The organism is Paenibacillus sp. 23TSA30-6 (genome assembly GCF_014858585.1).
Taxonomy (GTDB): Bacteria; Bacillota; Bacilli; order Paenibacillales; family Paenibacillaceae; genus Paenibacillus.
Genome location: NZ_SLTL01000068.1, coordinates 1 through 5040 on the forward strand (window position 1 = coordinate 1; position 5040 = coordinate 5040).

1 protein-coding gene is annotated in these 5040 nt (G+C 46.5%); it reads right to left on the reverse strand.

Going from position 1 to position 5040, the window contains the following annotated elements:
* Positions 1-4124 (reverse strand): non-ribosomal peptide synthetase (locus tag E0698_RS26040; RefSeq protein WP_192513402.1); only part of this gene is annotated, 4124 nt, incomplete at its 3' end.
* Positions 4125-5040 lie beyond the last annotated feature (916 nt).

Below are 5040 nucleotides of genomic sequence, written 5' to 3' on the forward strand. Positions count from 1 at the left end.
AGGGTTCCGACAAACATCCCAATGATGGGCTCCAGATCGGCATGTGGGCGTCCCGCAATTGGGGTGCCAACAATGATGTCTTCCTGCCCTGTGTACTGATGCAGTAGTGCCGTGTAGGCTGCCAGCAGTACCATGTACAGCGTGGAGCCGGTTTGCGCCGCCAACTCTTTCAAGCATTCACTAACTTCGCGCTCCAATCCAAACATCACCGTGTCGCCTGCTGTACTCCTCACCGCTGGGCGGGCAAAATCAGTTGGCAAGTCCAGCACAAGCAGCTCACCCTGGAAAGTATCGAGCCAATATGCTTCCTGACGTTTCATCCACTCCTGTTGCGCCTGGCTTTGTTGCCATATGGCATAGTCTTTGTATTGAATGCGTAGTGAAGGCAACTCCTCACCGCTATACAATCGAACAAACTCGTTGGTGAGAACCCCCGTCGACACACCGTCCGAGATGATATGATGCATGTCGAGCATAAGCAAATGCTGCGGCAACTCTTCTATTTTTTGTACACCCAGATCTACCAATGCTACCCGCAGTAACGGAGCGGCTTGCAGATTAAACGGACGTACAAAAGCGCGAACGAGTGAATCTATTTTCACATCTAAAGCAAGCACATCCGTTACAGTATGTTGTTCTTCTATCTTCATATCCTCCACTTCAAACGGTACGGTGCCCTGAATCCGCTGCATAGGCTCACCGTTCACCAATTCAAAGCTAGTACGAAGGGTTGCATGGCGTAAAATGATCTGACGGAACGCTTCTTCCACCCGTTTTACATCCAGAGGGCCACTCACCTGGATCACCGCTGGCATGTTGTAGTTTACATCATCCGGATCGATTCGGTTCAGTACATACATCCGTTTTTGTGCAGAGGATAGCGGATAGAAGGAGCGCTCTTTCGTCACCGGAATCGATGCATACGCCACTTGATCCAGACTTTCCATTACAGCCGCCAACTGCTCGATCGTCGGAGCTTCAAAAATACTGCGTAGTGAAAGTGATTTGTTCAATTCTTTATGAATCTTGGAGACCAGCGTCATCGCCCGTAGTGAATGTCCACCAATTTCAAAGAAGTTTTCCTTCACGCCAACCTGTGGCAAGCTCAGCACATCCTGCCAAATTTGCACCAGTTTTGATTCCACCCATGTCTGTGCTGCAATATATTCCACTCCGCTTTGCAGACTGGCTTCCGGTGCTGGCAATGCCTTGCGGTCGATTTTACCGTTCGGACTTAAAGGCATCCGCTCCAGTTGCACGAAGTACAACGGGATCATATAACTTGGCATTTTCTCGCCTAGTTCGCTTCTCAAATCGGCTGCGTCAATTTCCTGCGCGGCAACGTAGTACGCCACCATCTGCTTTTGTCCTGTTTCGTCTGCATGGGCAATCACTACTACTTCCCGTACCCGTTCCACTTTCAGCAACTGCGATTCGACCTCGCCCAGTTCAATCCGATACCCCCGGATTTTTACCTGATGGTCGAGCCGCCCCACATACTCAATATCGCCGTCCGCCATCCATCTTGCCAAATCTCCTGTCCGATACATCCGCTCATAGCCAAATACTCCACCCGAAAACGGATTTTTCATAAATTTTTCTGCCGTTAGATCTCCACGGTTCATATAGCCACGTGCTACACCTACACCACTGATGTACAGCTCACCGGCAACGCCAATCGGCACCGGTTTTTGATGCGTATCTAGAATGTACACCAACTGGTTCACTAGCGGGGTTCCAATGGATAGAGTGTGTACTCCTTTTTCCATAAGAACATTCAGGTCTTCTGGATCTTCAATTGTATAAGCGGTAGCATCTACCGTCGTTTCCGTGGGGCCATACACATTGGTGATGACCGGATGGTACCCGGACCATTTATGTAGGAATGCGTTTACCAACTGTACCGACAACGCCTCGCCACCAATCAGAAAATGCCTCACCCCTGGTGCCTCCGTAACCAATACGGTTTCGCTCAAAATATACAAATGTGCTGGCGTACCATCAGATAGGTCAATCTGGTGCTTCCGGTAGTATGCGATGAGTTGCTCACCATTCAAACTGACCTCACGCGAAACGACGTGCAGGGTGTGGCCTAACAGGAGACTTGCAAATATCTGCTGTACTGAGGCGTCAAACACATACGCTGACAGCCACGCCACCTGTAAAGGCTGGTCATAACGACTGTACACACGCTCAGCCAAAGCATGAACCAGATTGCTTACACTGCCTTGCTCAATCATGACTCCTTTTGGCTGCCCGGTCGTTCCGGATGTGTAAATCATATAAGCCAGATCCTTAGATCCAGACACTGGCTCCAGATTTGAACCATCCTCGTGATATACAGATGGCTCCCCATCCAGCACCTGTATCTTGCCGTTGAAAGCTACGTTCTCCACCAGATGATTTTGCGTCAACAGCAGATGTGCTCCCGAGTCGTCCAGCATGTAACAGATGCGCTCTTCTGGATACGTCGGGTCAATAGGCACATACGCGCCCCCGGCCTTTAAGATGCCGAAAATCCCAACGATCATATCCACCGAACGCTCACTCATTAGACCGACCAAACGATCTGCCGTCACACCATGACTACGTAGCGTACGAGCCAGTCGGTTCGACCGTTCGTTCAACTCACGATAGGTCAGTGCAATATCTTCGTAAATTACAGCGGTCTGTTCCGGTGTACGTTCTGCCTGTAACTCAAATATCTCATGAATCGTCCCAGCAGGATAATCGACAACGGGTCCGCTCCATATCTTCGTCAGTTCTGTCTCTTCTGTGATGGTCAGCAGACGGATATCCCGCAGCAGGATTTCCGGTGTCCGTGCAATCTGCACAAGCACTTGTTCCAGATGTCCGGCTAACCGTGTCATTGCTTCATTGCTATAGACATAGCTGTTATAAGAAAGTATAAAGTTCAGTGCTGTTCCATCTTCCACTTCAATGTTGAAGTGGTAGGGCGTTTCTTCATATAGATGAACGTCCTCCACGATGAATCCAAGTCGTTCCTCTAGATCAGGGCGTCCAATCATACCCTCCAGCGGGTAGTTTTCAAATACAACAAAATGATCTAGCAATTGCTGCTTGATCGCTGATTGAGACTGAATTTCAGCAAGTGAGCAATAATCGTACGCCTGTGATTGAACGGCCATCCGTTGCACATCGCGAAGCAAGTCTGAGAACGACTGTTCCGCATCAAATTTTATTCGTACGGGTATCGTATTAATGAATAGTCCCAACATCTGTTCTACACCTTCAAGCGTGGGCGGACGACCGGAAACAACTGTGCCAAAGACGACATCTTCACTTTGGTTATAAGCCCCCAACACAATCCCCCACGTAGCCAAAAACAGGTTACTGAGGGTCGCTCCATTGCGTTCGGCTACAGTTCGCAATTGACGGGTCGTTTCTTCCGCAAGCGATGTTTTATGCTCACATAAAGAGTACCCGGTGTCTGCCTGAAGCTCACGGGATACAGGTAGGGTCGGCAATACTGCCAGCTGATCATAGCCATCCAGTATAGACCGCCAGTACCCCTTGGCCGCATCCTTATCCTGCTTATCCAACCAGCGGGCATAGTCGGTGTATGACTGTGGAACAGGCAGTAGGACAGGTTTCCCCGCTTTCAGTGTCTCATAAGCACCAAATAACTCTTCCTTTACGATTCCGAGGCACCAGCCGTCCATAATAATATGATGAAAGCTTAAAAGTAGCGTATATGCATCTTCCTGGGTTTGAAGCACAGTCAAACGAACGAGTAAATCTTTGCTCAGATCGTAACGTTTGTTCCGGACTGTGTCTGCATATTTACGAATAACTTCAGCTCTATCTATCTCAGGGATATCCGTCAAATTCTCATAACGAAGGGTGGCATTCCGCTGCTTAAACACAATGAGCCGCGCGCGGGAGACACTTTTATAATAAATGTTTGAACGAAGCGATTCATGACGCTGTACCAAAGTCTGAAAGCTCTTTTGCAGAGCCTCCAAGTTCAGCACTCCCCGGATGGTAATCCGCACCTGCTCATAATACGCCTGTGATTCTGGCTCCATCACCGTATGAAAGAGCATCCCTTCCTGCAAAGGAGTCAAATTAGCCACTTTTTCGATTTCAAGGCTTGTACTCATTGGATTCCTCCCGTGGAATAATTATTGGCTCTCATAAAATTGCTCCATATTCTTTCAAACTCGTTCAACTCCAGATCATTTCCCAAAATAACAGCAGTCCTTCAATAAACGTTTCGCAGCTATAAAGCCGCTATGTCATGAAGTTCCCCTCCCCAAAATGATATAATTAAAAATAGTTATCTTGAAATTAATGTATTTAATTCATATATATAGTTATCATTGTTCCAAGGTTAAAAAAAGATCAATTTACAATTTAATATAAAGGATTTAAAACGGAATAGGATTTTATGAATTGCGTATCGTGGTGTGAGTAAAATAAGTCGAAATGTGAGTGTGTGATCTTAGAAGTTTTAAAACTAGGGGCGAATCGAAGCCATATGTTTAGAGTTGAATGTTCAAGTAGCATAAATAAAATTGATGAAAAACGTCGAGGTAATATAAATTGTTATCTTCGTTAAGAAAACGTTATATATAACAATTTATTACATGATAAAATATAAAATCGAAAAATGTCAATGTTTTTTAAATATGACGAATTGTAATATGAAGTGAGACATCTAAACTGAGAAAGTCCATAGGAGATTCGTGTCGAATGAAGTTACCATACACCATTCAGACAAGGAGAATCACACCACGGGTTATACTCATTCTAGTATAGCTGAGCGAAGCAAACTAGAAATCTATACCGACTGGAAGGCGAAACCTACAGAGCAGCAACAGTTCAAACTGCGTATACAGTACGCCGATCCAGATACAAAACCAGCACCAAAACCGTTCCAGAGCCAGAAATACTAAAAATGCCAAGCCCTGTGATGAGGGCCTGGCATTTTGCATGCGTGGCTTATGAATTTGGATCAAGCTCTAGCTTATGTCCTCAGTAACGGAAGTTGGGGTTACTCTTCCAATTTCCTCTGAA